Genomic DNA, 25,793 nt, shown 5'->3' with positions numbered 1-25,793 from the left:
TCCAGGCCCCTACACAGAAGGAAGTGCAGCATGTCCGTCATTAATACCAACATCACGTCGATGATCGCCCAGAAGAACCTGAGTTCGTCGGAAAGCTCCCTGAGCACTTCCATCGAACGCCTGTCCTCGGGCCTGAAAATCAACAGCGCCTCCGACGACGCCGCCGGTGAAGCCATTGCCAACCGCATGAGCTCGCAGATCACCGGCCTGGACCAGGCCAGCAGCAACGCCAGCGACGGCATCTCCCTGGCGCAGACCACTGAAGGCGCGCTGGACGAGGTGAACGACAACTTGCAGCGTATCCGTGAGCTGTCGGTACAGGCTGCCAACGGCACCAACTCGCAGTCCGACCTGCAGTCGATCCAGGACGAAATCACCCAGCGCCTGGACGAGATCGACCGTATCTCCTCGCAGACCGCGTTCAACGGCGTGAGCGTGCTGGACTCCGACCAGACCATCACCATCCAGGTCGGCGCCAACGATGGCGAGACCATCGACATCAAGCTGAGCGAAATCAACAGCTCCACCCTGGGCCTGAGCGGCTTCAACGTCAACGGCTACGACGGCTCGCTGAGCAGCGCTTCGGTGGAAGACGAAGGCGGCGCCTCGATGACGCTGTCCAGCACCAACACCACCATCACCGACAAGTCGGGCAAGGCCATCACCTACGGCGGCAGCGGCTCCACCGGCGGCACCCTGGTGCAGGACGACGACGGCGACTACTTCCTGCAAGTAGGCAGCGGTTCGACTGCCACCTACTACGCCGCCGACGTGACCGTCGATGGCAGTGGTTCCACCGCCACGGTCTCGGTGAGCATCGACACTGACAACGAAGTGACCAAGAAGTCCACCAACACCCTGACCACCCTGGACTCGGCGCTGAACACCGTGGACTCCATGCGTTCGGACCTGGGTGCGGTGCAGAACCGGTTCGACTCGGCGATCTCCAACATCTCCACCACCGAGACCAACCTGACCTCGGCACGTTCGGGCATCGAAGACGTGGACTACGCCACTGAAGTTTCGGCCATGACCAGCGCCCAGATCCTGCAACAGGCAGGTACTTCGGTACTGGCGCAAGCCAACTCCACCCCGCAACAAATGCTGTCGCTGCTGCAATAAGCGCCATAAGCGGAACAGGCCCCGTGGCGGGCCTGTTCTTGCCGCTTCACCCCAGGGCCTCGCGCCCTACCCTTGGCTTTCCCACAGAATTCCTTCAGGACCACCGGACCATGACGGCGATCACCTTCAACTGGAATTTCCAGGGCCGCCTGGTCACCCTCGACCACGGCGCCGGCCTTGCCAGCCGCCCCGACTTCGCCGAGCTGATGGCCCTGGACGCCCTGAGCGTCATCATTTTCGACCCGGCCAGCCTGTTGCACGGCTCGCCGCTGGCCGCCCACCCCGAAGTGCAGATGATCAACGGCGTAGCCCTGGGCGATGGCCGCCCGCTGACCCTGCACGCCTGCCTGGACCCGCGCCAAAGCACCAGCCGCGCGCCGCAGCCGCTGGTGCCGGTGCCCGCGCCGTTGCAGCGCGGTGCCCAGGTGCTGGCGCGCCTGCCTATCCGCAGCGCCCGCCTCGACCAGCTGCAAGGGCTCAAGGCCCTGGACTGGCTGGTGCTGGACGACCGCCACGACACCCTGGCCATCCTCGAACATGGCGCCGCCACGTTGCAGCACGTGCTGCTGGCCCAGGTCAGCCTGTCGATGCTCACCCCCCACGCGGGCGATTTCGAGTTTGGCCCGCTGTGCCAGCGCCTGGCCGAGCATGGCCTGCAGTTCTACCGCTTCCATGCACCCAGCCACCTGAGCCAGTTCCCCGCCGACCTGCAGTTGGCCGAGCCACGCGCCACCCAGTTGCACACGCTGCAGGCGCTGTTCATCCCGACGCCTGCGCGCCTGGCGCAGCTGCCAGCGCAGCGGCGGCTGAAGCTGGCCTTCGCCCTCGATACTGCCTACGGGCTGCACGACCTGGCCTACCGGCTGCTGGCCGACATCGACCAGGGCCAGGCCGCCCGCTACCTGAGCGCCCGCCACTACGTGCCGGCGGCCAGCCTCGAGGCCACCACCTTCACCCTCACCGCCGAGTACAGCCCAGCGCCGTGGTAACGGCCTGCTCGTCCAGCCACTCAACCGGGGTCCATCATGTCTCGCACCGCCCGCATCCCCTTGCACAACAAGTCCGAAGCAGCGGCCAACGCCTACATCAACAGCGGCCGCGCCCTGCTCAAGCAGCAGCGCACTGACGAAGCCATCGCCAGCTTCCGCCAGGCCCTGCCCCTGGCGCCGCGCAACGCCCGCCTGCACGCGGACCTGGGCCTGCTGCTGAGCAAGCACAAACACACCGCCGAAGCGATACCGCTGCTCGAACGTGCCCTGGAACTGGACCCCGACCAGGTGCAGGTGCTGGTCAAGCTGGGCGAGATCCACAACCAGCAGGAAGACAGCGAGCGCGCCGAAACCCTGGTGGCCCGGGCCCTGCAACTGGCCCCCCAGAGCACATCGGCGCAGCTGGTGATGGGCGTGATCCGCCACCACCAGGTGCGCCTGCCCGAAGCCCTGGAGCACTACCGCCAGGCCCTGGCCCTGCGCCTGCAACAGCCGATCACGCAGACGCCCAAGGCACCGCGCAGCGACTTCAACAAGCCCCAGGTGGAGCAACTGCTGTGGGACACCCTGGCGGCGCTGTGCCAGGCCGGCGTGCATGCCTTCGCCGCCTACGGCACCCTGCTGGGCCTGACCCGCGAGGGCGGCTTGCTGCCCTTCGACAAGGACATCGACTTCGGCCTGCCGCACTGCGAGATGGAGCGCGCCACCCACTGCCTGCTCCGCCGCGGCTGGGTGGAACCGGTGGGCTCGCACCGGCTGACCAACCCCAAGGCGTTCTACCATCCGCTGCACAAGGTTTCCCTGGACCTGTCGGGCTTCGTGGTCGACGGCGACGGCAACACCTGCACCGGTTTCTGGGTAAAGGACGGCCCGCGCGAATGGCACCGCCAGACCCGCTACCCCACCCTGCACCTGGACAAGGGCCAGGCGCCCGACGGCAGGCCGCTGTGGCAACTGCGCAACGCCGACACCTGGCTGACCGCCGTGTACGGCGACTGGCGCACCCCCGATGCACAGTTCGACACGGTGATTGCTGCCCGAAACCTCTGCGGCTTTGCCCTGCTGACCGAGTGCTACGCCGTGTCGCGTATCTACTCGCACATCGAAAGCGGCCACCTGCACAAGGCCCGCGCCCTGGCCGGCCACGCGCTGGTGCACCGCCCGGACGACAGCCTGCTGCTGCAGGCACGCGCGGCCCTGGACGCGGTGCTGCCAGCATGAGCCGTGTCGTCATCACCTACGGCACCTTCGACCTGTTCCACATCGGCCACCTGAACCTGCTGCGCAACCTGCGCGCGCTGGGCGACACGCTGATCGTCGGGGTGTCCACCGACGAGTTCAACCTGCTCAAGGGCAAGCAAACGGTGATTCCCTTCGCCGACCGCCTGGACATCGTGCGTTCACTCAAGTGCGTGGACATGACCCTGGCGGAAACCTGCTGGGCGCAGAAAGCCGACGACATTCGCCGCCTGGGCGTGTCGGTGTTCGGCATGGGGGATGACTGGAAGGGGCACTTCGACACCCTCAGGTCGCTGTGCGAAGTGCGCTACCTGCCGCGCACGCCGGGCATTTCCAGTTCAGCGCTGAAGCACTGCCTGGCCAGCCCGGCGCCCGCGGCCTAATCGGCCAGGGCGTCGCGCAGGCGCGACACCGCCAGGCTGTGCAGCTGGCACACCCGCGACTCGCTGACGCCGAGCACGGCGCCGATTTCCTTGAAGTTGAGCTTTTCCTGGTAGTACAGCGCCAACAGCATGCGCTCACGCTCGGGCAGCGCATCCAGGGCCTTGATGAACCGGTCGCGGTTGCGTTCCTGCACCAGCTCCACGAACGGCGAGGCGCCGTAGCCGCTGCTGATGCCATTGGCTTCTTCCTCGCCCATGTCTTCGATGGGCATCAGCTGGCAGCCGTTGATGTCCAGCAGCAACTGCCGGTACTGCTCCAGCGACAGCTCCATGGCCTGGGCGATTTCACGCTCTTCGGGCGGGCGGCCCAAGGCCTGCTCCAGGCGCCGGATGATGCCCTTCATGGCGCGCGCGTTGCGGCGCACGCTGCGTGGCGCCCAGTCGCGGCTGCGCAGCTCGTCGATCATGGCGCCGCGGATACGCTGGGAAGCGAAGGTGCCGAAGGTGGCACCCTGGGTGGTGTCATAGCGGGCCAGGGCGTCCAGCAGCCCAATGCTGCCGGCCTGCACCAGGTCATCCAGCTCGACGTTGGCTGGCACCCTGGTTTTCAACTCAAGCGCGTGCCGCCGTACCAGTGGCAGGTACTGTTCCAGCAACTCGCTTGATTTTATTTTTCCCTGAGCTGTGTACATCCTGCAGGCCTGGTGTGATGAGGAAACTGAGGGCATGCCCTGCCCCACGTGGGGTCACGGCGTGGCTGGCGGGTCATGGGCGCGGGCATTATTACTGCTTACCCTGCGTGGGTAAGGGCGGAATAGCCGTGGCGTTTGGTGGCTTTTCGGTCGATTGAACTTTATCCAGGGGTGGCGGTCAGGGCCGGCGAGACGGGGGTTTCGGCCACCATCAGCAGCTGCACGCCGAGCATCCGCAAGGCCGCGCCGCGCAGGTTTTCCAGCACGGTTGCCCGTGCAACCACGCCGCCATGCAGCATCAGCAGGCGCCGCGGGCCACCGGCGGCGACCAGCTGGCGCAGCTCCAGGCAGGCGCGGCGGTAATCGTCCGGCCCGGCGCCCAGCCACAGCGCCCAGCGCGAGTGCTGCCGCGCCAGCTCGGCGACGTTGCCGGCGCCAGCACTAACCGTCAGCACCTGCCAGCGCGCCGGGTCGCCCACCCATGGGTGGCCCAAGCCGGCCCAGCGGCGCAGCGTGGCCATGGCCGCAACCGCCACGGACGGCGGCCCCACGACCACCAGCGTCGGCACAGGGCGCTGGCTTTGCCGCGCACGCAGCTCGGCCCAGCGGCGCAGGCCCTGGGCCTGGTCACTCATGAAGCAGGCCAGCCAGGGCGGCGCGGCTGGTGAGCATATGCAGCAGGCTTTCCAGCAGCAACAGCGGGCTGCACACCCGGCGCTTGCCATACAGCTCCAGCAGTTGCTGGCGCACCACCGGCGCCCAGGGCGCGTCTTCCTGGTCCAGGCGGCAGGCGCAGGCCGCCAGCGCCGCGGCCAGGAACAGGCGCAGCTCCGCGTGCAAGGGCCCCTGGCGCTCGCCGAGGATGTTCCAGGCGCGCAGGGTCAGCGATGGCAAGGACTCGCACATCTGCAACCGGCCAATGCTGGCTGCCTGCTGCGCGACATCAGCATTGCCGTCCGCCAACCAATAGCGCTGGCCCAGCACCTGCTCGCTGTCGCAGTGGCGCAGCGTGCCGAACCAGGCCCGCACGGGCTGTTCCGGCAGGGCCGCCAGGGCCACCGGCAGGTGGCTGAGTTCGAACTTCACCCAGCGGCCGCGCTGGCGCAGGGCCTGGAAACCGTGGGCCTGGCCGCGCTCGGCAAGCTGCGCGAGGTTGCAGGCCTGGCCGCCCTGCACCACCCGCTGGCCACGCTGGGCGCCCGCCAGCCAGGCCTGCCCCGACTGCTGCAGGCGCTGCGCCAGGTCGCGCCCCGGGCAGCCGGCCCACACATGGCGGCTGGCCTGCAACGTCGCCGCGCTCCAGTCCAGCCGCTGGCGCGCACCGATGGGCAACTGGTGGGCCAGCCACGGGCGGATGCCCAAGGCGCCATCGGCGGCAAAACTCAGCACCGGCATGCGCCAGGTGGCGCCCACCACCGGTCGCTCCGCCCCCCACAGCGCCTGGCGCGCCGAGCCGACGGCGAGCGGGGCTGCGGCCAGCAGCCGGGCCAAGGCCGGGCCCTGGTCCGTAGGCGCCAGTTCGGCCATCTGCCAGGCGCTTTCCAGCAGGCCGAAATCCTCGACCTGCTGGTGCAGGCTGGCGCGCAGCGTGCCCAGCAAGCGGCCGTGGCCAAGCAGGTTGCGGGCCAGGGTGTCGAGCTGCTGCCCCTTGCCCGGCGCGGCGCCCGGCTGCGCGCTGTACAGGGAGGGCCGTTCGCGGGTCAGGGCCTGCCCCAGCAACTGCGCCGGGTCGGCCAGCTGCAGGTCCTCGGGCACCTGTTGGCCGCTGGCGGAGTAGTTCAAGCGCAGGTCGTGGCGGATCAGCACGTCCAGCACCGGCCCCAGGCGCGGGGCCTCGTCGCACTTGCTGATGATGCAGTCACGCAGGCGGGTGCCGGCACTCACGGCCGCGCGGCGGTAGGTGTCCACCACCTCGTCGAGGGTGTCGCCATGGCTGGCGGCGTTGAGCACCAGCATCAGCCGCACCAGGCTGTCGCCGTTGGCCAGGCGCTTGATCTGCGCCAGCAGGCGCTGGTCGCGCTGGCTCATGCCAACGGTGTCGATGATCACCAGGCGCTTGTCGGCGAGGCTGGCCAGCAGCTGCTCGATGTCGTCCTCGACGCCCAGCGCGTGCACTTCGCCGCCCAGCAGCTCGGCGTAGATGCGCAGTTGTTCATGGGCGCCGATACGGAAGCTGTCGGTGGTCACCAACGCCAGGCCGCCGGCGCCATGGCGCATGACGAAACGTGCAGCCAGCTTGGCGGTGGTGGTGGTCTTGCCCACGCCAGTGGGGCCGACCAGGGCGATGACCCCGCCCTCTTCCAGCAGCGCCGTGTCGTCCGCCAGCACCGACAGCCGCGCGCCCAGGCGCTCGGCCAGCCAGGTGGCCCGGCCGGGGCCGTCGAGCGGCGGTGCCACGGGGGCGGCGTCCAGCAGTTCCTGGCTCAGGCAGTGGCTGAAGCCGCTGGCCAGCAGGTCGCGCAGCAGGGCCTGGCGCGGCTCGTCGACGGGTGCCGGTTGCTGGTGCTTGAGCAGTTGGCGCATCTGCTCCATTTCACCGCGCAGCAGCTCGCCAAGGGCCGTGAAGTCATTGGCTGGCATGGGTGCCTGAACGGCAGGTGCAGGTGCAACAAGCTCCGGCGCTTGGCGGGCATAGGCGGCCGCCGCGCGGCGCGGGCTCAGCGGCGCCGGCTCGCCGTCGGCCACGGCCATGATCTCCACGCCCTGCTCGACGCTGCGGCTGGACAGAATCAGCGCATCTTCCCCCAGCACCAGGCGCACCTGGTGCATGGCTTCGCGGCTATTGGCACCGACGAATCGTTGCACGCCCATCAGTTACCACCTCCAATCAGGCTGGTTATACGCAAGGTCCGGCCCTCCGGAATCTCTGCCAGGGACATCACCACCAGCTGCCGCAGGCGCCGGCGCAGGAAGCGCGACAGCAGCGGCCGCAGCTTGCTCGGCACCACGACCACCGCCGGGTGGTTGCTGACCTCCTGGCGCGCCAGGGCGATTTCGGTCTGCTGCATCAGGTTGTCGGCCAGGCTCGGCTCCAGGGCGCCGCCGCTGGTGACGGCCTGCAGCAGCACCTGCTCCAGGTTCGAGCCCAGGCCAATGGCGTGCAGCTCGGTCTTGTTGGGGAACCACTGCTGGGTGATGGCGCGGCCCAGGGCCACGCGCACCACGGCGGTCATGTCCTGCACGTCGGCTTCGGGCTGGGCGGTGACGAACTCGGCCAGCGCGTCGAGGATGCTGCGCAGGTCGCGGATCGAGACTTCCTCCTCCAGCAGGTGCTGCAGGATGCGCTGCAAGGTGCCCATGGACACCAGCTTGGGCACCACCTCCTCCACCAGCGCCTTGTTGTCCTTGCCCAGCTTGTCCAGCAGCTTCTGCACCTCGCCACGGCCCAGCATGTCCTTGGCGTGCAGGTACAGCAGGTGGTTGAGGTGGGTGGCGGCCACGGTGCTGGCGTCGACCACGGTGTAGCCGAAGATCTGCCCGTGTTCGCGCATGCTCGAGTCGATCCAGATGGCCGGCAGGCCGAAGGCCGGGTCGACGATCACCTCGCCCTCCAGCTTGCCGGTGACCTGGCCGGGGTTGATCGCCAGCCACTTGCCGGGGAACAGCTCGCCGCGTCCCACCTCTACGCCGTTGAGGCTGATGACGTAGGTGTTGGGCAGCATGTCGACCTTGTCGCGCACCCGCACCACCGGCGGCAGGAAGCCCACGTCCTGGGCGAACTTCTTGCGCACGCTCTTGATGCGCACCAGCATCTCGCCCTGCTGGCGGCTGTCCACCAGCGGGATCAGGCGGTGGCCGACGGTGAGCGCCAGGGTGTCCACCAGGCTGACGTCATCCCAGCTGGCCTCGGAGCTTTGCGCGGCGGCCTTGGGCACCACCTGCTCCTGCGGCGCGGCGGCCTGCTGCTGGTCACGCTTGTGCAGCCACCAGCCCAGGCCGCCGAGCAGCGCGGTGAACAGCAGGAACACCAGGTTGGGCATGCCCGGCACCAGGCCCAGCAGGCCGATAACGCCAGCGGTGAGAATCAGCACCTGGGGCCGAATGAACAGCTGGCCGATCATCTGCTGGCCAACGTCTTCCTCGGTATTGACTCGCGAGACGGTGACACCGGCGGCGATGGAAATCACCAGCCCCGGGATCTGCGCCACCAGGCCGTCGCCGATGGTGAGCATGGTGTAGGTGTGCGCGGCATCGGCGAAGGCCATGCCGTGCTGCAACATGCCGATGATCAGGCCGCCCACCACGTTGACGCCCATGATCACCAGGCCGGCCATGGCGTCGCCGCGCACGAACTTGCTGGCACCGTCCATGGAACCGTAGAAGTCGGCTTCCTGGGCCACCTCGCGGCGGCGCTTGCGCGCTTCCGGCTCGCCGATCAGGCCGGCGTTGAGGTCAGCGTCGATGGCCATCTGCTTGCCGGGCATGGAGTCCAGGGTGAAACGCGCGCCCACCTCGGCGATACGCCCGGCGCCCTTGGTGATGACCATGAAGTTGATGATCACCAGAATCAGGAACAGCGCCATGCCCACGGCGAAATTGCCGCCCACCAGGAACTCGCCGAACGCCTCGATCACGCGGCCGGCCGCATCCGGGCCCTGGTGGCCTTCCATCAGCACCACGCGGGTGGACGCCACGTTCAACGACAGGCGCAGCAAAGTGGTGAACAGCAGCACCGCCGGGAACGCCGAGAAGTCCAGGGGCTTCTCGGTGAACATGCTCACCAGCAGCACCATGATCGCCAGGGCGATGTTGAAGGTGAACAGCAGGTCGAGCACGAACGGCGGCAGCGGCAGGATCATCATCGACAGGATCATGACGATCAGCACGGGGCCGGCCAGCAGTTTCAGGTCGGCCCTGGCCAGCCAGGAATCGGGACCCAGCAGGTTGGTCATGGCGTTCATTGGTTCGGTGTTTCCTCGGCGGCAGCCCCCAGGGGGCCAGGCTGATCCATGCCGGCGGGTACCAGCAGGTTTTTCGGTTTGGGCGGCACCCGGCCACCGGCCTCACTGACGCGCTTGAGGCGCATGGCCCAGGCCAGCACCTCGGCCACGGCGGTGTAAAGGGTGGCGGGAATCTCGCGGTCGATATCCACGTGGAAATACAGGGCACGGGCCAGGGCCGGCGCCTCGAGCATGGGAATGCGGTGCTCCTCGCCCAGCTCGCGGATGCGCGCGGCCACCTCATCGGCGCCCTTGGCGATCACCCGCGGCGCCGACATCTTGTCCTGGTAGGCCAGGGCCACGGCGTAGTGGGTGGGGTTGGTGACGATGACGTCGGCCTTGGGCACCTTGCTCATCATTCGCGAGCGCGCCATCAGCTGCTGCTGGCGACGGATGCGCGCCTTGATGTGCGGGTCGCCGTCGGTGTCCTTGTGCTCCTGGCGCACCTCTTCGCGGGTCATGCGCAGCTTCTGGTAGTAGGTATAGAACTGGAACGGCACGTCCAGGCCCACCACCAGCACCAGCGAACCGATGACCAGCGCGCAGGCCTTGGCCACCAGGCCCATGGCCGTGGCCAGCGCCAGCTCCACGGGCATGCCGGTGAGATCGAGCAACAGCAGCGCATGGCTCTTGAGGAACAGCACCGCCACGCAGCCCACCAGGAACGCCTTGGCCAAGGCCTTGCCCAGGTCCGCCAGGGCGCGCAGGGAAAACATGCGGCCCAGGCCGGCGATAGGGTTCATGCGCGAGAAATTCGGCTGCAGGGCCTTGAGGGTGATCACCAGCCCGCCCAGCAGCAGCGAGGCAGCGACACCGGCCAGCATCAGCACCAGCAGGAACGGCATCACCGTCAGCAACCCCAGCTGCGCCAGGCCCAGCGCGGCCTGGACCATGCGCGTGCTGTCGAAGGCCTGGGCGCGTTCGAACAGCAGCCCGTGCTCCAGCACCTGGCACAGCTGCCCGTAGAACCAGCCGCCACCGCCCCAAAGCGCAGCCACGCCGGTCAGCAGCACCAGGAAGGTATTGAGCTCGCGGGAGCGCACCACCTGGCCCTGCTCGCGGGCTTTCTCGATTCTGCGCGCTGACGCCGATTCGGTTTTGTCTTCGTTGCTAGTGTCTTCCGCCATGGCGGTTCATCGGCTGGTGATAAGGGCGGTATTTTGCTTAGCCGCCTGCCGGCCCCATCGTTGGAACAGAAGCACAAACCACGCTTATTTCCCGTAGCAGCGGCCAAAGGCCGCGTCGGGGTACGCCGTGGATTGGCGGCGGGCTCGGACGCGGCCTTGGGCCGCTGCTACGGGGCCGGTCACTCGTTGCGGGTGAGGATTTTCTGCGCCACCTGGCTGTCCAGCACGGTGATCTCGATGCGCCGGTTCGCCGCGTCCGCCGGCTCGGCGTTGCGCGTGGGAATGCGGTCGGCCATGCCGGAGATGCGCAGCAGCTTGGCGGAGTCCAGGCCGCCGCTCACCAGCTCCAGCCGCGATGCCTTGGCGCGGTCGGCCGACAGCTCCCAGTTGCTGTAGCCGGCCTCGCCGCCGGCATAGGGGTGGCTGTCGGTGTGGCCGCTGATCTGCACGCTGTTGGGCAGTTCGTTGAGCACCGGCGCGATGGTGCGCAGCAGGGTGCGCATGTACGGCGCCACCCGTGCGCTGCCCAGCTCGAACATGGGCCGCTGCTCGCTGTCGATCAGCTGCAGGTTGAGCCCTTCGGGGGTCAGCTCCATGAGGATCTGCTTGCTCAGGTCCTTGAGCGCCGGGTTCAGCCGAATCACCCGCTGCAGGCGCTGGCGCAGGGCATCTAGGCGTTTGAACTCCTCCTCGGACAACGGCCGCGCCGGCAGCTCGATGGGGTTGAGCGAAGTCTCCTTGAACGCCAGCGCCGGGGTGCCACCGGGTATGGGGTTCTGGCTGCGGTTGATGGCGCTGAGCAGCGGCGTGCTGAAATAGTCGGCCACTGCGTTCTTCTGCGACTTGCTGGCGTTGGACAGCACCCACAGCACCAGGAACAGCGCCATCAGCGCGGTCATGAAGTCGGCGAAGGCGATTTTCCAGGCGCCGCCGTGGTGGCCGTGGCCGGCGCCCTTGCGCCGCCGCACAATGATCGGACGCTCGCTCATCCCAGGGCCATGGCGCCGACCGGCGTGCCGCGCAGGTAGCTTTCCAGTTCCAGGGCCGACGGCCGCTCGCCGTGGTGCAGGGCCTTGCGGCCGAACTCCACCGCCAGCATCGGCGCCAGGCCCTGCTGGCTGGCCAGCAACGTCATGCGCAGGCATTGCAGCATCTTCACCGCCTCGGCCACCTGGCGGTCGATGCGGCTGGCCAGCGGGGCGATCACGCCATAGGCCAGGTAGATGCCCAGGAAGGTGCCCACCAGGGCGTGGGCAATCATTTCACCCATCAGGTCCGGGCCCACGTTGACGGCGCTCAGCGCCTTCACCACGCCCATCACCGCGGCAACGATGCCGAACGCCGGCAGCGCGTCGCTGACCTTGTACAGGGCATCGGCGGGGATGTGCGCCTCGTGCTCGAAGGCCTCGATCTCGTGCAGCATCAGCTCGTCCAGCTCATGGGCCTGCATCTGCCCGCTGAGGATCAGGCGCATGTAGTCGGTGATGAAGGTCAGGATCATCGGGTCGTCGAGCAACGCCGGGTAGTCGGCGAACAACGGGCTCTGCCCGGGCTCGTCGATGTCGCGCTCCACCGCCAGCATGCCCTCGCGGCGGGCCTTGCCCAGCAGGTGGTAGAGCAGCGCCAGCACGTCCAGGTACAAGGCCTTGTGGTAGCGGGTGCTGCGCTTGAGGCGGCCGACGGTGCCCAGGGTGGCCTTGATTGCCTTGCCGTTGTTGGCAGCGACGAAAGCCCCCAGGGCCGCGCCACCGATCATGAGCATTTCGGTGGGCTGGTACAGCGGCCCCAGGCTGCCGCCTGACAGCGCATAGCCGCCGAAGACCGACAACAGGATACCGATGAGTCCTAACGCAATGAGCACAGGCCGTTCCTTTTTCAACGCCGGGAGTGGCCTTGGCGAAGATCGGCGTGGCGGGGGGCAACTTTAATCCGCAGCCTCGCGGCCATGACGCAGCCTTGTAGCAGCGGCCATCAGGCCGCGTCACAGGCACCGCGAATTCCTACGCCTGGCGCAAATCGTCCAGCTCTTCACTCTCACGACGCTTCAAGGTCTTGCCCGCACGCGACGGCGGCTGGCAGATCCCGCACACATAGCGCTGCGCCGGGCCATGGGAGTGGGCGACGAAATTGCCGGTGCAGGACGAGCAGCACACCAGCTCCAGCATGTCGCTTTCAAAGAAGCGCACCAGCGTCCAGGCGCGGGTCAGGCCCAGCACCACCTCGGACTCATCGTCGCCGCCTACCTGCTCCAGGTATAGGCGGTAGGCCTTGATGAACGCCTCGATGCGATCACAACCAATGCGCGTCAGCCGCAGATAAATGCCGTAGAACAGGGACGAATGAATATTCGGCAGCCAGGTCACAAACCAGTCGGTGGAGAACGGCAGCATGCCCTTGGGTGGCGACACGCCACGCACTTCCTTGTACAGGCGGATCAGCCGGCCACGGCTCAGGCTGGTTTCCACCTCCAGCACCTGCAGGCGCGCGCCCAGCTCGATCAGCTCGATCGCCAGCTGCACCTGGAACATCTCCTCGACCAGACTTTTCTCAGACATGGGCCTGCCCCACGCGTCCCCCCGTGTCGCCCCCGGCGTCCACCGACGCCATCAGCAACGACGAATGAATTTCCACCAGGCCCAGCTCGCGGGAGTTCCCCAACACCCGCGACAGGCACTCGGCTTCATCGAACACCGGGCGGCACACCAGCTGGTTGATGCGCGCCAACTGGGTCAGCTGCTTGCTGGTCAGCTTCACCAGCAGGTCCGCCATGCCCTCGGTCAACTTGAGACGGAACATGGCGGTAGCACGGTCCTTGCGCAACAGCCGTTGTACCAGCAACAAATAAGAAAAATTCAGATCCTGAATGTCTTCCAGACCTCTATCGGCGTTCAACACTTGCTACTCCCCTGCACTTGTCGTATCAGTTGGCAGGTCCGCCTAGATATTACGGACCGATTTGCTATTTATAACCCTGGCCCACCAACCAGTATCAAGATGACAACAAAGTGTTGCCACGGCTCGTTGGCGGGTAATGTTGGAGATACATTTCTTATTGGTCGCGACATCCTGTCGCAGTATTAAACTTCCGGACGAACCACTGCCCTAAGTAGTGGCCTAACAGTGGCACTTGGCATATATGCCTTGCCTTGTCCGCGCTTCAAGCGGCCGGCAACTATCAGTGCACCCAGATGACTCTGGCGCTCGGCCAGGCATTTGCGAACCTCAACTTCCAGTTCGAGTATTCGCCTGATCAACTCGAACTTGCGACGACGATGTTCGTCGTCCAGTTGCACCCCGGCCTCTTCGCGCCGCAGGGTCTCTTCATCGATCAATCCCTCGGACTTCAACAACAGGATTTGCTCCCAGTCCCCCTGCAACGCGCACTCGTGCATGCGTTGCGACTGCGCCAGCAACCGCTCGTACGACTCAACCACCTGCGCTTGCGACATCGCCATCCTCCCCCTCGACTCGAGGTCCTATCTGCCGCCACGCGGAACCAATGTTTTCAATCAGGCTTGCTGCCACATCCAGGACCTCCTCGTCGTTATGCAGATTGGCCCGCAATAACAGCCGCACCACCGTGTCGTAGAGCTGGTCCAGGTTGGCGGCGATCTCGCCGCCGCGCTCAAGGTCCAGCGAGCCGCGCAGGCCGCGGCTGACGATCTTGATGGCCGACGTGATGGCCCGGCCCTTGCCGGCCATGTCGCCCGCCTGCATGTGCAGCCGGGCGGTACGGATGGCAGCCTGGTAGCTGTCGAACAACATCACGATTCGTTGGTACGGCGAGGCGGCCAGGATGCCGCTCTCCAACCCCACCGTCGCGTAGGCATTCGCTCCGCGCAATACACTCACAACCTCACTCCCATCTATCGAGGATTAATCATCACTGCTCAACGCATCGAACTGGGTAGTGAGGTAGTCCGCTGTCGAATCAAGCTCGGAAATCAGTGTGTCCAGGGCCGTGAATTGCTCGGTATAGCGGTCCATCACACTGTCGATGTAGTCCTGCTTGTCTTCGTACTTCTCTTCCAGGTCGTCGAGCTGGTCGTTCAGGTCGTTGACCACCGAGACGATCGAGCCGTCGTCCTCGTCCAGGAAGGTATCCAGGTCGGCGGCCATCTGCGTGGCGAAGCCCTCGCTGTCATCGGTGCCCACGAAAAAGTCGGTGACGTCGCTGAGGTTATTGGTCACCGCGTCTTCCAGCGTGTCGTCGTCGATGCTCAGGGTGCCGTCCACGCCCAGGCTGATCCCCAGCTGCGACAGGTAGCTGAAGGTGCTGTTGGAGATCGAGTTGTACAGGTCCTTGCTCAGGGTGCTGTCCACGCGGCGCGTGGTGGAGTCACCCAGCAGGGTGCCGGCGGTGTCGTCGTCGGCGTCGTAGGACGTCAGCGTGTCCATGGTCGAGGCGTACGAGTTGTAGGCGTCGACGAAATCGTTGATGGCATCGATGATCGAGTCGGTGTCGCGCTTCACCGTCAGGGTCGAGGTGCCGGTGTCGGTCAGGCTCAGGGTCACGCCCTGCAGGGCCTCCTCCACCGTGTTGCTCTGGCTGGTGACGCTCAGGCCGTTCACGGTCAGCAGCGCATCGGCGGCGGCCACGGTCTCGGTCATGGCGTTGCTGTCGCTGTCGGCGCTGTAGCCGAACAGGTCGGCGGCGTCGCCCGTGCCGTCGAAGGTCACGGTCATTTCCGAGTCGGTGCCGGTGTCGTTGGAGGTCAGCACCAGGCGGTACGGGGTGTCGCTGCCGTCGTTGACGATGGAGGCGGTTACCGAGCCGCCGGCGTCATTGATGGCGTCGCGGATACCTTCCAGGGTGTTGTTGCTCGACGTCAGGTCGATGCTGAAGCTTTCGTCGTCACCCACTGTAATAGTCAGGGTACCGGTGCCCAGGGCCGTTGTAGAATCGGCGACACCATCGGTGGCCAGGCTCTGCGCGCTGGCCAGCTGGCTGACCACGATCGAATAGGTGCCGGTCACCGCCTCGCTGGTGACGGCCGCGCTCGTGCCAGTGCCGCTGACGCTGCTGGTCAGGGCATCGTAGGTGTCGGGATCGGTCAGCGTCTCGATGGCCGTCTGCAGGCTGGTGAGGGAACTGGTCAAGGTGCCATACGCGGTGATTTCGGCGTTGATGTCGTCTTCTTCGTTCTCGATCGGCGTCAACAGGCTGGTTTCCTGGGCCTCTTCAAGGCTATCGAGAATCGAGTCCAGATCCAGCCCCGACCCCACGCCCAACGAGGTAATGGTTCCGCTGGTAGCAGAAGAGGAAGAAGTGGAAGTGGTCGTCGTCATATAGTCCTCACAGGTCCGCGCCTATTAAGCAGGGCCAATCAAAAGTCACCCCATCACGAATGAAACATTCGCAATGACGCAGAGGAAATCGGCAGCCGAATATAAAACTTTAACGACACATGTCTATTTATTTTTTAAGTAACGCCTTTTAAACAAAGGCTTTTTTTGTAACTTCCAGACTTCCAACAACCCATGTTGACGGCACTTTCGTCGCTGCAACCTAAGTAATAAGCCAGTTACACACCTGAGCCCTCCGGGTATCCACCCGAGTACACCCTTAGTTCATTCCTGAATTTTTTTTCATCACGACCTTCAAGCACCCGAACGTATCGACATACGTACAGACAGATACATTTCCCTCGTTCAAACCTGCATGGCCATCACGTCTTTATAAGCAGTCACCAGGCGGTTACGCATCTGCACGCCCATCTGCAGGCTTACCGAGGCTTTCTGCATATCCACCATCACGTCATTGAGCGAAACGTCCGGGCTGCCGGCCTGAAAGGCGTTGGAGCGCTGCACGGCGGTGTTCTGCAGCTGGTTGATGCGCTTGAGCGAGGCCTGCAGTTCGCCGCCGAAGCCGCCACCGGCGGCGCTGCTCGACAGAACAGAACTTGCGCCCTGGGACTCGTTGGCCATCAGGTTGAGTTGCTGCAGGGCGGCGGCAATAGCGGATGTATTCATGGCAAGAACTTGTCCAGACAGAAAAGAAGGCAAGGTGATAGCACCAAAGGTTAACAAGGTGGCGGTCTCTCACAAGCAACCAATTGGCTACAAAAGCGCTGGCTTTTCCGTCCTTTAGATCCGGGGCGGGTCGAGATAATAGCCGCCCTGCGATACCTGCCAGCGCTGGCAACAGGCTGCTCCGCCGCACCACTGCGGCGAGGCTTCTCGACCACTTTCGACACCGGAACGAGCAATGTCTTTTGTACCGCCCCTACCCTCGCCTGCGAGGTGCGTGTGAGTAACGCGGCCCAAGGGAAAGGCTCCGCCAAAGTCACCCCCGCCAAGCACAAGACCGGCGTCTTCGAACCGTTGCTGGCGCGCCTGCGCGGGCAACCGCTGCCCCTGGTGCTGGCTGGCGCGGCCGCCGTGGCCCTGCTGGTGGTGCTGGCCCTGTGGGCACGCGAGCCTGAATACCGCGTGCTGTTCTCCAACCTCGGCGAGGCCGACGGTGGCCAGGTGATCAGCGAGCTGGAGAAGCGCCAGATCCCCTACCGCCTCAGCGAAGGTGGCCACGCCATCCTGGTGCCGGCCGCGCAGATGAACGCGCTGCGCCTGCAGCTGGCCGAACAGGGGCTGCCCAAGGGCGGCAACGTCGGTTTCGAGCTGATGGACAAGCAGGCCTTCGGCGTCAGCCAATTCGCCGAACAGCTCAACTACCAGCGCGGCCTGGAAGGCGAACTGGCGCGCACCATCGAATCCCTGGGGCCGATCGCCAGCGCCCGGGTGCACCTGGTGATGGCACGCCAGTCGGTGTTCGTGCGCGAACGCGAGCCGGCCCGCGCCTCGGTGATGCTCAACCTGCAGCCCGGCCGCGAGCTGGGCCAGAGCCAGGCCAACGCCATCGCCCACCTGGTGTCTTCCAGCGTCGCCGACCTGAGCATCGACGGCGTCACCATCGTCGACCAGAGCGGCCGCCTGCTGTCGCAGAACCCCAGCGACAGCAACGGCCTGGATGGCACCCAGCTGACCTACGTGCGCGACATCGAACGCTCCTACCAGCGCCGCATCGAGGACATCCTCGCGCCGCTGCTGGGCCGCCAGAACGTGCACGCGCAAGTGGTGGCCAAGGTCGACTTCGACAGCCGCGAGAGCACCGCCGAACACTACGAGCCCAACCAGTCGCCCGACCACGCCGCGGTACGCAGCAAGCAGGTCAACGAAAGCCTGGCCGGCAGCGATTCGGCCGCCCGCGGCGTGCCCGGCGCGCTGACCAACACCCCGCCCAACCAGCCACCGGCGACCCGCGCCACCGCACCGGCGAAACCGGGCGAAGGCAGCCAGGCCGCCACCGACGACAGCGACACCAGCGCCTCGGCACGCAGCAAGACCCTGCACAGCGAGCGCATGACCAACTACGAGGTCGACCACAGCGTCGAGCACGTCAAGCAGGCCCAGGGCGAAGTCACGCGCCTGACCACCGCCGTGGTCATCAACTACCGCGCCACGGAGAAGGACGGCAAGCCGGCCCAGGAACCCCTGAGCAAGGAAGAACTGGCCAACATCGACAGCCTGGTGCGCCAGGCCATGGGCTTCACCGAAGCGCGCGGCGATGAATTGAAGGTGATCAACAGCCCGTTCGCCAGCGAAGACACCAGCGGCCCGGAACTGGCCTGGTGGCGCACCCCGGAGTTCTACGGCCTGGCCATGAGCCTGTCGCGCTACCTGCTGGTGGCCCTGATCGCCCTACTGCTGTGGCTGATGGTGCTGCGCCCGATGAACAAGCGCCACGCCCAGGCCCTGAAGGCCGCCCAGGAAGCCGAGGCGCCGCCGACCATCGTCACCGCCAGCGGCGAGACCGTGGAAATGCCGGCCGGCCAGCGCAAGGCCCAGGGCTACGAGCAGAACATGAAACGCCTGCGCGAGATCTCCGTGGAAGACCCACGCCTGATCGCCATGATCATCAGGGGCTGGATGAAAAAAGATGACAAGTAAAATGACCGCTACCCGCCGCAGCGCCATCCTGCTGCTGTCGCTGGAGGCCGACGAGGCCGCCGAAGTGTTCAAGCTGCTGCCCAGCCAGGACGTGGAAAGCATCAGCATGGAGATGGCGCGCCTGAGCCAGGTGTCCCACGACGAAATGCGCAAGGTGCTCGAGGAGTTCATCGAGGAAACCGAGCAGTACGCGGCCATCAACATCCAGTCCAGCGACCACATTCGCGCGGTGCTGACCAAGGCCCTGGGCAGCGAGCGCGCCGCCAGCCTGATCGACGACATTCTGGAGGCCAACGATGGCGGCTCGGGCATCGACAAGCTGAACCTGATGGAGGCTTCGCTGGTGGCCGAGATGATCCGCGAGGAACACCCGCAGATCATCGCCACCATCCTCGTGCACCTGGACCGCCACCAGGCCTCGGACATCCTCGAACTGTTCGAGGAGCGCCAGCGCAACGACATCATCCTGCGCATCGCCACCTTCAGCGGCGTGCAGCCGGTGGCGCTGCAGGAGCTGACCGAAGTGCTGGGCGGCATGCTCGACGGCCAGAACCTCAAGCGCAGCAAGATGGGCGGCGTGCGCACCGTGGCCGAGATTCTCAACCTGATGAACTCGACCCTGGAAGAGTCGGCCATCCAGACCCTGCGCGCGCACAACGAAGACCTCACCCAGAAGATCCTCGACGAGATGTTCCTGTTCGAGAACCTGCTGGACATCGACGACCGCGGCATCCAGACCATCCTCCAGGAAGTGGAGACCAACTCGCTGTCCATCGCCCTCAAGGGTGCGCCGACGGCGCTGCTGGACAAGTTCCTGATGAACATGTCGCAGCGTGCCGCGCAGCTGTTCCGCGAAGACATGGAGGCCCGCGGGCCGACGCGCATGTCCCAGGTGGAAGCCGAGCAGAAGGCCATCTTGCAGGTGGTGCGCCGCCTGGCCGACAACGGCGTCATCGTGACCGGCAACGGGGACGACTCCTATGTCTGACGACCAGGCCTGGCCCGACGCGACCGGGCAATGGCAGCCCTGGCGCATGGCCGTGCTGCCCAGCGAGGCGCCGCCTGCCCTGGAGTTGGACGAGGCCCAGGCCGAAGCCCAGCGCAAGCATGCCTTCCAGCGCAAGCTGGAGCTGCAGGCGCGGCGCGACCAGGTGCGCGAGGAAGCCCGGCGCCAGGGCCACGAGGCTGGTTTCAGCGCCGGCCAGGCCGAGGGCTATGCCCAGGGCCTGGAGCAAGGCCGGCTGGCCGGCGAGGCGGCGCTGCAGGAACAGATCCACGCCACCCTGGCGCCGCTGCAGGCCCTGTGCGACAACTTCGACCAGGCCCTGCGCCAGCTCGACGGGCAACTGCTGACCCAACTCACCGAAGTGGCCCTGGCCGCTGCCCGGCAGATCGCCGGCCAGGCGTTGCAGGCGCACCCCGAGCAGGTGATCCACACCGTGCAGGCGCTGCTGCAACATGAGCCGGCGCTGGCCGGCAAGCCGCGGCTGTGGCTGCACCCGGACGACCTGGCGCTGGTGCGCGAGGCCCTCGGCGAGCCGCTGGAAGCCGCCGGCTGGAGCCTGCTGGCCGACGTCGGCCTGGCCCGTGGCGGTTGCCGGGTGAGCAGCGCCAGCGGCGAACTCGACGCCACCCTGGAAACCGCCTTGGCCGGCATCCGCAGCCGCCTGCACGACAACCTGCCGGCCGCCACGTCATGACCCCGGCCAACCCCATCACCGCGCGCTGGCAGCAGCACTTCGACGCCCAACGCGTGGCCCTGGGCCAGGCCCCGCGCTACGTGCACAGCGGGCGCATCGTGCGCGCCACCGGCCTGGTGCTGGAGGCCGTGGGCCTGAGCATTCCCCTGGGCGGCGCCTGCCGCATCGAGACCCAGGGCGGCGAGTACGCCGAGGCGCAGGTGGTGGGCTTCGCCAGCGACACCCTGTACCTGATGCCGCTGGAAGAGATCGGCGACCTGCAACCCGGCGCCCGCGTGCTGCCGCTGGACGAGCGCGAGACCGGCGGCGCCGCCAGCCGCCAGTTTCCGCTGGGCCCGGCGCTGATGGGCCGGGTGCTGGACAGCCGCGGCGAGCCGCTGGACGGCAAGGGCCCGTTGGCCGACGTGCGTCGCAGCCCGCTCGCCACGCCGCCGCTGAACCCGCTCAAGCGCGCGCCCATCGACCGCCAGATCGACGTCGGCATTCGCGCCATCAACGCCCTGCTCAGCGTCGGCCGCGGCCAGCGCCTGGGCCTGTTCGCCGGCTCCGGGGTGGGCAAGTCGGTGCTGCTGGGCATGATGGCCCGCTACACCCGCGCCGACGTCATCGTGGTGGGCCTGATCGGCGAGCGTGGCCGCGAAGTGCAGGACTTCATCGACAATATTCTTGGCGAGGAGGGCCTGCGCCGCGCCGTGGTCGTGGCCGCGCCCGCCGACACCTCGCCGCTGCAACGCTTGCAGGGCGCCGCCTACGCCACCCGCGTGGCCGAGGACTTCCGCGACCAGGGCCTGGACGTGCTGCTGATCATGGACTCGCTGACCCGCTACGCCATGGCCCAGCGCGAGATCGCCCTGGCCATCGGCGAGCCGCCGGCCACCAAGGGTTACCCACCGTCGGTGTTCGCCAAGCTGCCCAAGCTGGTGGAACGCGCCGGCAACGGCCCGCCCGGCGGCGGCTCGATCACCGCGTTCTACACGGTGCTCAGCGAGGGCGACGACCAGCAGGACCCGATTGCCGACTCGGCGCGGGCGATTCTCGATGGCCACATCGTGCTGTCGCGCACCCTGGCCGAAGCCGGGCATTACCCGGCCATCGACATCGAGGCGTCGATCAGCCGCGCCATGACCGCCATCGTCAGCGACAGCCAGCAGCGCAAGGCCCAGCAGTTCAAGCAGGTGCTGAGCAAGTTCCAGCGCAACCGCGACCTGATCACCGTCGGCGCCTACGCCCCCGGCCACGACGTGCTGCTGGACCGCGCGGTGCAGCTCAACCCGCACCTGGAGCGCTTCCTGCAACAGCGCATCCAGGAACAGACCACCCTGGACGCCACGCTCCAGGCCCTCAACCAGCTGTTCCCGGGCAAATGACGAGACCCCCGCATGACTTCGTCCCTCGACCTGCTGTCTGAACTGGCGCACAAGGCCCAGGATGCCGCGGCCCGCACCCTGGCCCAGCACCGCCAGCAACTGCGCCAGCTGGCCGCCCAGCTCAAGACCCTGCAGCAGTACCAGCAGGAGTACCGCCAGGGCCTGCAGCACAAGCTGCACAAGGAAGGCATGAGCCCGTCCGGGCTGGCCAACTACCGCGCCTTCCTGACCTCGCTGGACACCGCCATGGACCGCGCGCGCGCCAGCATGGCCAAGCAGCAGGCCGAGATCGACAAGTGCCAGCTGGCCTGGCAGGCCGAATGGCGCAAGGCGCACGCCTACGACACCCTGCTGCAACGCCGCGCGGCACAGCTGCAACTGACCGCCGGCCGCCGCGAGCAGCGCCTGGACGACGAACTCGGGGCCCGGATGCGCCAGCAGCCCGGCACCTTCTCCCGCACTTGAGAGGCACCATGGACATCACCGCATTGCTGGTCAGCCCGGCAGCCGCCAGCGCCCCCCAGGCCACGGCGGCCGAGAGCGACGGCAGCGTCTTCGCCCAGGCGCTGGACGCTGCTACCCAGGTGCAGGCGGAGCCAGTGCAAACCGCGCCCGTAGCAGTAGAGGCGGCCGTGGAGACGCCACCCGTCTTGACCGAACCTGTTCCGCTCGAAACAGCCGACGTCGAGCTGCCGACCGAGCCTTTGCCGCAATTGCCTGAACCGGCTCCCGAGCCAGTGTCCGAACCAACGGCTCCCGTGGCGGCACCGGCGATCGCAGTGGCCAAGCCACAGCCGGTCGTGACGCAAGAGGAAACCGCAGACATCGAAGTGCCGCCTGCGCCCGCCGAGCCAGCCGACACTCAAGCCACCCCTGATACCGACGACAGCGTGGATACGCAGCTGCAGCATATCCGCGACCGCATGCACCTGATCGACACCGCCGGCACTCCGGACCCCAGCACGGTACAGGCCTACGCTGCACCCGCGCCTATGCCCGCGCCGGTCGTGACCACCCCTGAGGTTGCCGACACCGCCGCACAGACCACGCCCCTGGTGACCCAGCGCAGCACCGCCCTGCCCGCCGTGAAGACCACTGAGCCGAAAACCGAGCCTGCCGTCAGCGAAGACGAAACCTCGCCCGTCGCCGCCGTACCCACCGATACCACCGCAGCCGTGACGCCCGCCCCGACCCAGGACGACAACACGACCACCGACAGCGACAGCTCCAGCCCACCACCCATTGATGCCCTGAGCGCCTGGACACCCACCGCCAGCCCAGCGGTGAGCAGCGAAACCGCGCAGGTCAACACCAACAACCCCAGCCTGACTGCCGCCGTCGGCAGCTCGCAATGGCAGTCGGGCCTAAGCCAGCAAGTCCTCAACCTGCACCAGCGCGGCAAGCACCAGGTCGACCTGCAACTGCACCCGGCCGACCTCGGCCCGCTGTCCATCAGCCTCAAGCAGGACACCAGCGGCACCCAGGCACAGTTCGTCTGCGCCCACCCGGCGGTGCGCAGCGCGGTGGAGCAGGCGTTGCCACAGCTGCGCGAAGCCCTGGCCGCCCAGGGCATCACCCTGGGCGACACCTCGGTCAGCGACCAGCCGTCGCGCCAGGCGCGGGACCAGCAGGCGCCGTATGTCCCGTCGACGAGTGCATCCGTAGCCGAAGAAGAACCCAGCGAACCAATCGCCACGCCCTTGCTGACCCGCATCGACCTCTACACATAACCCGTAGCAGCGGCCGCAGGCCGCGTCCATCGCGCCCATGACGCGGCCTGGCGGCCGCTGCTACGGGGCGGTGGGCAATCAAAACCCGAAGATACGGGGCATTGCCTGCCCTTATCCGGCCATGGTCCGCAGGCCCCGGTGTTCATACTCGCGGCTTGTCTGATCAGACCTACGAAGACACCGGATGAGCACGACCCGCAAGACCCCCTGGCTGCTGATGATCCTCTGCGTTGTGGTGCTGGCCGCGGCCAGCGTCGCCGGTACCTGGTACTACGTGACCCGCATGGAAACCGCCACCGCCCCGGCTGCCCAGCCGCCTGCGGCGCCGGAGCTGGTGACCATCCCGCCGCTGACGGTGAACCTTCAGAACCCCCAGCACGAGCAGCGCCTGCTGTACATCGGCTTCAGCATCACGGTGGGCGACAAGGCTACCCAGGCGTTCCTGCAACCCTACGTGCCGCAAATCCGCAGCCAGCTGTTCAAGCTGCTGGGCGAACAGGACAGCACCGCGCTGATGACCAGCCAGGGCAAGAGCGCCCTGGCCGCCAAGGTGCTGGAGCTGGTCAAGCGGCCCCTGGCTACACCCCAACCCGAGCTTTCCATACTCGACGTCCTTTACACCGACTTCATCGTGCAATAGCCCATGGCCCTAGAAGACCTGTTGTCGCAGGAAGAGATCGATACCCTGCTCAAGGGCGTCAGCGGCGAGGACGAACACCCCGCCGATGGCGATGCCACCAGCTGGGACGCTCATATCCGCCCCTATGACCCGGCCACCCAGCATCGGGTGATCCGCGAGCGGCTGCATGCGCTGGATATCATCAATGAACGCTTCGCCCGCTATTTCCGCATGGGCCTGTTCAACCTGATCCGCCGCAGCGCCGACATCACCGTGGACAGCGTGCGCTACCAGAGCTTCAGCGACTTTTCCCGCCACGTGCCGGTGCCCACCAACATCAACCTGCTGGCGATGAAACCGCTGCGCGGCATCGTGCTGACGGTGTTTCCGCCCAACCTGGTGTTCATGGTGGTGGACAACCTGTTTGGCGGCGACGGGCGCTTCCTGGCCAAGTCCGAAGGCCGCGAGTTCACCCGCACCGAGCAGCGCATCATCCGCCGCCTGTTGAGCCTGGCCATCAGCGCCTACCAGGACGCCTGGAGCTCGGTGTACCCGCTGGAAATCGAATACCTGCGTTCGGAAATGCAGGCCAAGTTCGCCAACATCACCAGCTCGCCCAACGAGATCGTGGTCAACACCACCTTCCACCTGGAGGTGGGCAACCTCTCCAGCGATTTCAACATCGTCATTCCCTACTTGATGATCGAGCCGCTGCGCCAGCTGCTCAACGGCCCGCTGACCGACAGCGACCCGGACGCCGAGCGCGCCTGGAGCCGCAAGATGGCCGGCGAGATCACCCAGTCGCACATCGAGCTGGTGGCCGACTTCACCGAGCTGGACACCAGCATCGGCCAGGTCATGGCCCTGCAGGTGGGCGACGTGCTGCCCATCGAGCTGCCCGACACCATCGTCGCCAAGGTCGACGGCGTGCCGGTGATGACCTGTGAATACGGCAGCCAGGACGGCCTGTGCGCCCTGCTGGTGAAAGACCTGATCGACCACTCCCCCGCCGGCCCCGAAGCGGCCAGCTTCGTGAAAGGCCCCATGCCCCCAGCCAAGGACTCCGCCCATGACTGACCCGAACACCCCCCAGGACAACCCGGCGGACGAACCGTCGCTGGAAGACGAATGGGCCAGCGCCATGGCTGAACAGGGCGACGACGCCGGCCTCGACGACCCGTGGGCCGAGGCCCTCGCCGAGCAGGAAGCCGCGCCCGTGGAAGCCCCGGCGTCGGCCGCCAGCAAGATGTTCCGGCCGCTGGCTGGCCAGGGCGGCGGCGCAGTGAGCCGCGACCTGGAAATGATCATGGACATCCCGGTCAAGCTCAGCGTCGAGCTGGGCCGCACCCGGGTCACCATCAAGCAGCTGCTGGAACTGGCCCAGGGCTCGGTGCTGGCGCTGGACGGCCTGGCCGGCGAGCCCATGGACATCCTCATCAACGGCTACCTGATCGCCCAGGGCGAAGTGGTCGTTGTGGACGAGAAGTACGGCATCCGCATCACCGAGATCATCACCCCGTCCGAGCGGGTGCAGAAACTCAACCGATGAGCAGCTCGTCCTCCCCCGACAATCTGCTGGGCCTGGCGCTGCTGGGCAAGACCGCGCTGGCGTTCGCCGTGGTGGTGGCCAGCATCCTGCTGTGCGGCTGGCTGGCCAAGCGCCTGCGCCCGGGCCACACCCGCCCTGGCGCGCACCTGCAACTGGTGAGCAGCACGTCGGTGGGCCAGCGCGAGCGCGTGGTCATCGTCCAGGTGCAGGAACGCTGGCTGGTGCTGGGGGTAACCCCACAGCACATCAGCGCGCTGGGCGAGATGCCCGCCCCCGAGCAAGCGCCGGCAGTGGCGCCCACCGCCCTGGCACCGGCGTTCGCCGAGCGCCTGGCCGCGGCCCTGAAGCAACGCCTGGGCGGGACGGACAAGCCATGAACCTGCGCCCCC

Annotated in this window: 27 protein-coding genes; 14 read left to right on the top strand and 13 right to left on the bottom strand. The window is 66.8% G+C overall.

The genetic code is table 11. The features are described from left to right. The first annotated feature begins 30 nt into the window (after window positions 1–30). From AC0Z2B_RS10280 to AC0Z2B_RS10265, 4 genes are all read left to right on the top strand, one after another. Complete coding sequence (locus AC0Z2B_RS10280) at window positions 31–1,122, top strand: FliC/FljB family flagellin (RefSeq protein WP_473004810.1); 1,092 nt, start codon at window positions 31–33, stop codon at window positions 1,120–1,122. 110 nt (window positions 1,123–1,232) lie between these two features. Continuing rightward, window positions 1,233–2,111 carry a hypothetical protein gene (locus tag AC0Z2B_RS10275; RefSeq protein WP_476296471.1) on the top strand — a complete coding sequence of 293 codons (879 nt, stop codon included), beginning with the start codon at window positions 1,233–1,235 and terminating at the stop codon, window positions 2,109–2,111. A 36-nt stretch (window positions 2,112–2,147) separates the two neighbouring features. Beyond that, window positions 2,148–3,332, top strand: coding sequence for a tetratricopeptide repeat protein (locus AC0Z2B_RS10270; RefSeq protein ID WP_476296469.1), 1,185 nt, complete (start codon window positions 2,148–2,150; stop codon window positions 3,330–3,332). Further along, the gene (locus tag AC0Z2B_RS10265; protein WP_476296467.1) at window positions 3,329–3,733 is read left to right on the top strand and encodes an adenylyltransferase/cytidyltransferase family protein; all 405 of its coding nucleotides are present in this window, start codon (window positions 3,329–3,331) and stop codon (window positions 3,731–3,733) included. Before AC0Z2B_RS10270 ends, AC0Z2B_RS10265 begins: the two co-directional genes overlap by 4 nt. Here the strand turns inward: AC0Z2B_RS10265 and AC0Z2B_RS10260 are convergent. The 13 genes from AC0Z2B_RS10260 to fliE form a co-directional block, all read right to left on the bottom strand. Then, entirely contained in the window at window positions 3,730–4,425 is a 696-nt protein-coding gene (locus AC0Z2B_RS10260) for an RNA polymerase sigma factor FliA (RefSeq protein WP_476296465.1), read from the bottom strand. The two genes, AC0Z2B_RS10265 and AC0Z2B_RS10260, sit on opposite strands and share 4 nt — an antisense overlap. A gap of 161 nt (window positions 4,426–4,586) precedes the next feature. Next, on the bottom strand, window positions 4,587–5,060 hold the full coding sequence (locus tag AC0Z2B_RS10255) for a hypothetical protein (protein ID WP_476296463.1): 474 nt from the start codon (window positions 5,058–5,060) through the stop codon (window positions 4,587–4,589). After that, window positions 5,053–7,236, bottom strand: coding sequence for a flagellar biosynthesis protein FlhF (gene flhF, locus AC0Z2B_RS10250; RefSeq protein WP_476296461.1), 2,184 nt, complete (start codon window positions 7,234–7,236; stop codon window positions 5,053–5,055). Before flhF ends, AC0Z2B_RS10255 begins: the two co-directional genes overlap by 8 nt. Continuing rightward, window positions 7,236–9,326, bottom strand: a complete 2,091-nt coding sequence (gene flhA, locus AC0Z2B_RS10245) for a flagellar biosynthesis protein FlhA (RefSeq protein ID WP_476296459.1) — start codon at window positions 9,324–9,326, stop codon at window positions 7,236–7,238. Before flhA ends, flhF begins: the two co-directional genes overlap by 1 nt. Continuing rightward, window positions 9,323–10,492 carry a flagellar biosynthesis protein FlhB gene (gene flhB, locus AC0Z2B_RS10240; protein ID WP_476296457.1) on the bottom strand — a complete coding sequence of 390 codons (1,170 nt, stop codon included), beginning with the start codon at window positions 10,490–10,492 and terminating at the stop codon, window positions 9,323–9,325. The genes flhA and flhB overlap by 4 nt, the downstream gene beginning before the upstream one ends. A gap of 179 nt (window positions 10,493–10,671) precedes the next feature. Continuing rightward, window positions 10,672–11,481 (bottom strand): flagellar motor protein MotB, encoded by an 810-nt coding sequence (gene motB / locus AC0Z2B_RS10235; protein WP_416421428.1) that lies wholly within the window; start codon window positions 11,479–11,481, stop codon window positions 10,672–10,674. Further along, window positions 11,478–12,353, bottom strand: a complete 876-nt coding sequence (motA, locus tag AC0Z2B_RS10230) for a flagellar motor stator protein MotA (protein WP_473004820.1) — start codon at window positions 12,351–12,353, stop codon at window positions 11,478–11,480. Before motA ends, motB begins: the two co-directional genes overlap by 4 nt. A 139-nt stretch (window positions 12,354–12,492) precedes the next feature. Then, window positions 12,493–13,047 carry a flagellar transcriptional regulator FlhC gene (gene flhC / locus AC0Z2B_RS10225; RefSeq protein WP_476296455.1) on the bottom strand — a complete coding sequence of 185 codons (555 nt, stop codon included), beginning with the start codon at window positions 13,045–13,047 and terminating at the stop codon, window positions 12,493–12,495. Further along, window positions 13,040–13,387 (bottom strand): flagellar transcriptional regulator FlhD, encoded by a 348-nt coding sequence (flhD, locus tag AC0Z2B_RS10220; RefSeq protein WP_233270906.1) that lies wholly within the window; start codon window positions 13,385–13,387, stop codon window positions 13,040–13,042. Before flhD ends, flhC begins: the two co-directional genes overlap by 8 nt. Window positions 13,388–13,569: 182 nt before the next feature. Further along, window positions 13,570–13,941 (bottom strand): flagellar protein FliT, encoded by a 372-nt coding sequence (fliT, locus tag AC0Z2B_RS10215; protein WP_473004822.1) that lies wholly within the window; start codon window positions 13,939–13,941, stop codon window positions 13,570–13,572. After that, window positions 13,919–14,344 (bottom strand): flagellar export chaperone FliS, encoded by a 426-nt coding sequence (fliS, locus tag AC0Z2B_RS10210; protein ID WP_416421432.1) that lies wholly within the window; start codon window positions 14,342–14,344, stop codon window positions 13,919–13,921. Before fliS ends, fliT begins: the two co-directional genes overlap by 23 nt. Before the next feature lie 24 nt (window positions 14,345–14,368). After that, window positions 14,369–15,781, bottom strand: a complete 1,413-nt coding sequence (fliD, locus tag AC0Z2B_RS10205; RefSeq protein ID WP_416421433.1) for a flagellar filament capping protein FliD — start codon at window positions 15,779–15,781, stop codon at window positions 14,369–14,371. Between the two features lie 363 nt (window positions 15,782–16,144). Then, window positions 16,145–16,465 carry a flagellar hook-basal body complex protein FliE gene (gene fliE, locus AC0Z2B_RS10200; protein WP_416421434.1) on the bottom strand — a complete coding sequence of 107 codons (321 nt, stop codon included), beginning with the start codon at window positions 16,463–16,465 and terminating at the stop codon, window positions 16,145–16,147. A 276-nt stretch (window positions 16,466–16,741) separates the two neighbouring features. On the opposite strand from fliE, the gene fliF reads away from it, so the two are divergent. The 10 genes from fliF (at window position 16,742) to fliO (ending at window position 25,781) form a co-directional block, all read left to right on the top strand. Next, a complete protein-coding gene (gene fliF / locus AC0Z2B_RS10195) occupies window positions 16,742–18,439 on the top strand; it encodes a flagellar basal-body MS-ring/collar protein FliF (protein ID WP_476296453.1) in 1,698 nt (565 codons plus the stop codon). Window position 18,440: 1 nt separating this feature from the next. Continuing rightward, complete coding sequence (gene fliG / locus AC0Z2B_RS10190; RefSeq protein ID WP_416421436.1) at window positions 18,441–19,427, top strand: flagellar motor switch protein FliG; 987 nt, start codon at window positions 18,441–18,443, stop codon at window positions 19,425–19,427. Then, a complete protein-coding gene (locus AC0Z2B_RS10185; RefSeq protein WP_476296451.1) occupies window positions 19,420–20,139 on the top strand; it encodes a flagellar assembly protein FliH in 720 nt (239 codons plus the stop codon). Before fliG ends, AC0Z2B_RS10185 begins: the two co-directional genes overlap by 8 nt. Continuing rightward, window positions 20,136–21,506, top strand: a complete 1,371-nt coding sequence (gene fliI / locus AC0Z2B_RS10180; protein ID WP_476296449.1) for a flagellar protein export ATPase FliI — start codon at window positions 20,136–20,138, stop codon at window positions 21,504–21,506. The genes AC0Z2B_RS10185 and fliI overlap by 4 nt, the downstream gene beginning before the upstream one ends. Before the next feature lie 12 nt (window positions 21,507–21,518). Further along, the gene (gene fliJ, locus AC0Z2B_RS10175; protein WP_416421439.1) at window positions 21,519–21,971 is read left to right on the top strand and encodes a flagellar export protein FliJ; all 453 of its coding nucleotides are present in this window, start codon (window positions 21,519–21,521) and stop codon (window positions 21,969–21,971) included. A gap of 8 nt (window positions 21,972–21,979) precedes the next feature. Next, window positions 21,980–23,236 carry a flagellar hook-length control protein FliK gene (locus AC0Z2B_RS10170; protein ID WP_476296447.1) on the top strand — a complete coding sequence of 419 codons (1,257 nt, stop codon included), beginning with the start codon at window positions 21,980–21,982 and terminating at the stop codon, window positions 23,234–23,236. A 184-nt stretch (window positions 23,237–23,420) separates the two neighbouring features. Then, window positions 23,421–23,876, top strand: a complete 456-nt coding sequence (locus AC0Z2B_RS10165; RefSeq protein ID WP_416421441.1) for a flagellar basal body-associated FliL family protein — start codon at window positions 23,421–23,423, stop codon at window positions 23,874–23,876. Between the two features lie 3 nt (window positions 23,877–23,879). Beyond that, on the top strand, window positions 23,880–24,932 hold the full coding sequence (gene fliM / locus AC0Z2B_RS10160; RefSeq protein ID WP_476296445.1) for a flagellar motor switch protein FliM: 1,053 nt from the start codon (window positions 23,880–23,882) through the stop codon (window positions 24,930–24,932). Further along, window positions 24,925–25,404: a flagellar motor switch protein FliN gene (gene fliN / locus AC0Z2B_RS10155; protein WP_476296443.1), complete on the top strand. Its 480-nt coding sequence runs from the start codon at window positions 24,925–24,927 to the stop codon at window positions 25,402–25,404. The genes fliM and fliN overlap by 8 nt, the downstream gene beginning before the upstream one ends. Then, window positions 25,401–25,781 carry a flagellar biosynthetic protein FliO gene (fliO, locus tag AC0Z2B_RS10150; protein ID WP_416421444.1) on the top strand — a complete coding sequence of 127 codons (381 nt, stop codon included), beginning with the start codon at window positions 25,401–25,403 and terminating at the stop codon, window positions 25,779–25,781. Before fliN ends, fliO begins: the two co-directional genes overlap by 4 nt. The last annotated feature ends 12 nt before the right edge of the window (window positions 25,782–25,793 follow it).

Source organism: Pseudomonas sp. GYB4201 (assembly GCF_056312595.1).
This window is presented reverse-complemented; position numbering and strand designations above follow the sequence as displayed.